3 protein-coding genes and 1 tRNA gene are annotated in these 4911 nt (G+C 51.5%); 1 reads left to right on the top strand and 3 read right to left on the bottom strand.

Annotated features, from left to right (window positions below; all coding sequences use genetic code 11):
- The coding region (locus ACLTD4_RS01520; RefSeq protein ID WP_412331081.1) for an acyl-ACP thioesterase domain-containing protein at positions 1-211 on the bottom strand (211 nt) is incomplete at its 3' end.
- 199 nt (positions 212-410) lie between these two features.
- Positions 411-482: transfer RNA gene (locus ACLTD4_RS01525), tRNA-Gln, on the bottom strand.
- 199 nt (positions 483-681) lie between these two features.
- On the opposite strand from ACLTD4_RS01525, the gene ACLTD4_RS01530 reads away from it, so the two are divergent.
- The gene (locus ACLTD4_RS01530) at positions 682-2370 is read left to right on the top strand and encodes a methyl-accepting chemotaxis protein (RefSeq protein ID WP_117623120.1); all 1689 of its coding nucleotides are present in this window, start codon (positions 682-684) and stop codon (positions 2368-2370) included.
- A gap of 22 nt (positions 2371-2392) precedes the next feature.
- Here the strand turns inward: ACLTD4_RS01530 and yicI are convergent, their stop codons facing one another.
- Complete coding sequence (gene yicI / locus ACLTD4_RS01535; protein ID WP_117623124.1) at positions 2393-4705, bottom strand: alpha-xylosidase; 2313 nt, start codon at positions 4703-4705, stop codon at positions 2393-2395.
- Positions 4706-4911 lie beyond the last annotated feature (206 nt).

Genomic DNA, 4911 nt, shown 5'->3' on the forward strand with positions numbered 1-4911 from the left:
CTTCTCCCAACGCAGGGTACCGGTCGATCACGATCTGCCAGGAAGAAAGCCACCACGCCTGATGGTGTTCCGTCAGATAGGAAATTCCCAGCCCGATGTCTTCCGACTGAAACGTCGAACAGTCCTGTAAGTAATTCATGATACCTGTAAGAGTCAGTTTACCGTATTCATCCGTCTCACTGTACCGTATCCTGCTGCCAAATGTGTACATACTGCACCTCTCATCAAAATTAAGTAACATTATAAAGCATTTTGCCTGTCTTGTCCAGAAGAAGGAGCGATTCTACTGCAGAAAAAGAAGCAGTTCCTTATGGATTCCTGCTTCTTTTCAAGTTTCTGCAATTTATAAGACGCTATTCTCACAAAATACTGCAAAACCCGCAGGAACTTTCCTGCGGGTTTTATCAAGACTGGGCTACAAGGATTCGAACCTTGAAATGACGGAGTCAGAGTCCGTTGCCTTACCATTTGGCGATAGCCCATTAACACAGCAAGATGTAGTATACACGATGTTTGTCCGATAGTCAAGCACTTTTTTTCACTTATTTTTATTTTTTTTGTTTTAAATTTACTCTATATTATAGTTGTATTTTCTATATTTAATGCTATTCTTATATTATCGGAACTTTTGATGATTTTTATATAAATTAAATTACATTTTAAGGGGTAAAGGGGTTACAAATGAAAAATCTGCGTATCAAAACAAAACTGCTTATGCAAACGACCTTTTTGTTGTTGGGTCTGACCGCACTCGGCGTAGTCTCCCTCGTGTTCATGTACCGGATGAATGAGCGCAATACGGCTATCAACGATGACTGGCTGCCTTCCGTTGTCACGGCAGAAGAACTGGACACACTCACCTCCAATTTCCGCATCAAGGAATATGGACATATCATTGCCTGGGAGCCGGAAATCATGGCATTGCGGGAAGAACAGATGGCAGACCTTCTCCTTGAAATCGACGCCAAATTCGCCGAATACGATCAGCTTGGCAGCAGTGATGAGGAAAAACAGCTGCTCGCCTCCGCCAGACTGGCCTGGGCCGATTACCTGCAGCTGCACAACACCGTAGTCGAACTGAGCCGCAGCGGCGAGATGGAACAGGCCATGGTGATCGCACGGGCCGATTCCCAGAAGCTGTTTGACGAAGCCACCGAGATTTTCGAGGAGCTGGTCGAATACAGCAAGACAAACGCCCAGAATGCAAGCCACGAAAGCACGCTTCTCTATTCCAGAGCGTGGATGCTTCTGATCTCGATCATTGTACTCCTGATCGCCGCGGGATTTCTGTTATCCCTTGCCACAGTGAAAGCCATCCTTACCCCTGTCAACGAACTGGATAACGTCGCCGCCCGAATCGCGGACGGCAACTTAAATGAAGTGATCACGTATGACTCGAAAGATGAACTGGGTTCCCTGGCCGTAAATTTTAACAAGACCGTATCGCGGCTTAAGGATTATGTGAATTATATTAAGGAAATCTCTGCCGTGCTCAACCAGATTGCAGACGGTGACCTGGCGTTTGAACTGACCTACGACTACGCCGGTGAATTCCGAAAGATCAAAGAGGCACTGGAACATATTTCCGGGTCCCTAAATGGAATTATCGGACAGATCAACCGTGCCTCCGATCAGGTTGCAAGCGGTGCGGAACAGGTAGCCACCGGCGCCCAGTCCCTCTCTCAGGGCACCTCCGAGCAGGCGGGTTCCATCGAAGGGCTGGCTGCATTTGTCGGAGACATCTCCGGACAGATCCGGGGCAATGCCTCCAACGCGGAGCAGGCCAGTGAGAAAGCCCGCAGGGTCGGCAATCAGATGTACGCCAGCAATCAGCAGATGCAGCGCATGATCGCCGCCATGGACGAAATTAGCAGCAGCTCCCGGGAGATCGGCAACATCATTGAAACCATTGAATCCATTGCGCTCCAGACGAATATTCTGGCACTCAACGCCTCCGTGGAAGCGGCCAGAGCCGGTGTTGCCGGAAAGGGCTTCACTGTCATTGCAAATGAGGTCAGAAACCTTGCCGGGGATACGGCAGACGCCTCCAAAAACACCTCCGCTCTCATCGAGAGCTCCATGAAGGCGGTGAAAAACGGCGCGGCGATTGCCTCCGAGACAGCCGCCGCCATGATAGAAGCCGTAAATGGTGCCGTGGAGGTAGCCGAGACCGTGGACCTCATCTCCAAAGCCTCCTTAAAGCAGGCAGAGGCCACCTCACAGATCACCATGGGAATCGATCAGATTACCGCCGTAATCCAGAGCAACTCTGCAACCGCCGAGGAGTGTGCCGCGGCCAGCGAAGAGCTGTCCGATCAGGCGATCCTTTTAAACGGGCTGGTCGAGCAGTTCCGGCTGAAGGAACGTTGATAATCCGAAAAGAGTAAACGCATTATGCAACCACCACTTCCACCCTTTCGTCTCCCAGAACCTCAAACGTAAAGCCTGCTGTAACGTCTGCTAAAACGTCTGCTGTAACGTCCGCCGAACCGCCCCCGGAAGCAGCCGCGGCGGTTCTTTCCACCCGAAGCGTAATCGTTCCATCTGCCCGGCTGGCCGCTGCGGTCATCACCACGTGGCCTTCTAAGTCCGTTACGCCGGTCTCCGCGGTCATTCCATCCTCCGGGAGATACAGAAGGAATCTGACTCCCTCCGCAAACGCGTAATCCGGTCTGCTGCTCTCCTGTCCGACCGCCACAATGCTGCCGGGGCGCACCATGAGCGGCAGGGAGAAGTAATCGTGTGTCTCCTTCTGCCATCTGCCTCCCACGACGGTCTTTCCGGTAAGAAGGTTCACCCAGGTTCCCTCTGGTAAGTAGTATTCCACCTCGCCGGATTCCTTGAATACCGGAGCCACCAGCAGGGAATCGCCCAGCATATACTGCTTATCCAGCGGCTCGCAGGCCCGGTCCTCCGGAAATTCCACGAACATCGGGCGCATCATCGGGATTCCCTCTTCATGGGCTTTTACCGCCTGACGGTAGAGATACGGCATCAGCGCACATTTCAGCTTCACAAACTTCCGAAGCACGTCACAGGCTTCGTCGTCGAACAGCCACGGCACACGATAAGAGGAAGAGCCATGGAGACGGCTGTGGGAGCTTAAAAGGCCAAACTGGCACCATCTCTTGTAGATATCGGCCGGCGCCGTATTTTCAAAACCGCTGATATCATGGCTCCAGAAGCCGAAGCCCGCGCAGGCCAGAGAGAGGCCGCTCCGGATGGTTTCCGCCATGGACGGATAGGTCGCCGAACAGTCACCGCCCCAGTGAGCCGGAAACTGCTGCCCTCCCACGGTCGCAGAACGGGCAAACAGCACGGCTTCCCCTGCTCCTCTCTCCTGTTCCAGAAGCTGGAATACGGTCTGATTATAGAGAAACGTATAGTAATTGTGCATCTTAACCGGATCGGAACCGTCAAAATAAGCGATATCCTTCACTGGAACTCTCTCACCGAAATCCGTCTTAAAGCAGTCTACCCCCATGTCCAGCAGCGTCTTTAACTTTCCCTGATACCATGCGGCCGCGTCCGGATTGGTGAAATCCACCAGTCCCATACCGGCCTGCCACATATCGGTCTGCCATACATCCCCGTTCGTCTTTCTGATTAAGTAGCCGTGCTCCATGCCCTCATGGAACAGCGGAGATTTCTGTCCGATATACGGGTTGATCCACACACAGATCTTTAATCCCCGGTCGTGATACCGTTTCAGCATACCGGCCGGATCCGGAAATGTCCTGGGATCCCACGTAAAATTACACCATTCATACGCTTCCATCCAATAGCAGTCAAAATGGAACACGTGCAGCGGTATATCCCGGTCCGCCATGCCCTGGATAAAGCCGGAGGTCGTCTCCTCATCGTAATTGGTAGTAAAGGAGGTGGTAAGCCAAAGTCCAAAGGACCAGGCCGGAGGCAGCGCCGGTTTGCCGGTCAGCTCCGTATATTTGGATATGGTTCCCTTTGGGGTTGAGCCGTTAATCACGTAGTAATCGAGCCGTTCCCCTTCTACGGAAAACTGCAGGCGCTCCACCTTTTCGCTGGCAATCTCATAGGCGGCATCCCCCTCATGATCCAAAAGCACGCCATACCCCTTGTTGGTAATATAAAACGGAATATTCTTGTAGGTGATCTCGCTTGCCGTTCCGCCATCCTCATTCCACATTTCCACCATCTGTCCGTTCTTCACAAACGGGGTGTAACGCTCACCAAGTCCATAGATGCACTCGTCCACATCGATGGCCAGCTGCTCCACCATATAGGTTTTTCCCGTATCCCGGTTGGTCATATGGGCCATGTTGCGGAATCCGGTGTTGGTCAGCTCCCGGTCTCCGTCGAGGAAACGGATTCCCCAGCCGTTCGGCCTCTTATCGATAACCGCAGATGTGCGGCCACTCTGATAGCGGATTTCCTCCTCTGTTTCCTCGATTGTCACATGGGGGGCGGTCTCCTTAATCCCGGCGAAGGGGCCGCGGTAAGCGGTTCCCTCAAAATGCCTCACGGAAACCTTAATCACATCTTCCATTGGACTGGAAAGACAGATGGTGAGCATCCCCAGATTCAGGCAGTCTCCTCTTCCCGCGATATGCTTTCCCGGCGCATAGATTATGAGTTCATCCCCATGTATCCGGCTGTCTGCGAATTCTGCCGCGTAAAGCGGAGTGATTTCCCTTTTGGTACACCAGTAACCTTCTGTGAATTTCATAAAATGCACATGGAGACTCGTGTCTTTAGACATGAGAGGAATTGTGCCCCTCCTGACTTTTTCGCGAGCTCCTTCTCCTTTTTGTTTTTTTGTTTTTCAAACATTTGTTTGCTTCTTACTCCTAATTATGGTAAAATATACTTAGTTCATAAATCTATTATGAGGTATAAAATCTATGAAATCTATTACCATTACTGCTAAAGTCA

This window comes from Hungatella sp. (genome assembly GCF_046966825.1).

Excerpts from the sequence above, each read along its gene's own strand:
- ACLTD4_RS01530 (WP_117623120.1), top strand. The coding sequence starts at position 682 with ATGAAAAATCTGCGTATCAAAACAAAACTGCTTATGCAAACGACCTTT.
- yicI (WP_117623124.1), bottom strand. The coding sequence starts at position 4,705 with ATGAAATTCACAGAAGGTTACTGGTGTACCAAAAGGGAAATCACTCCG.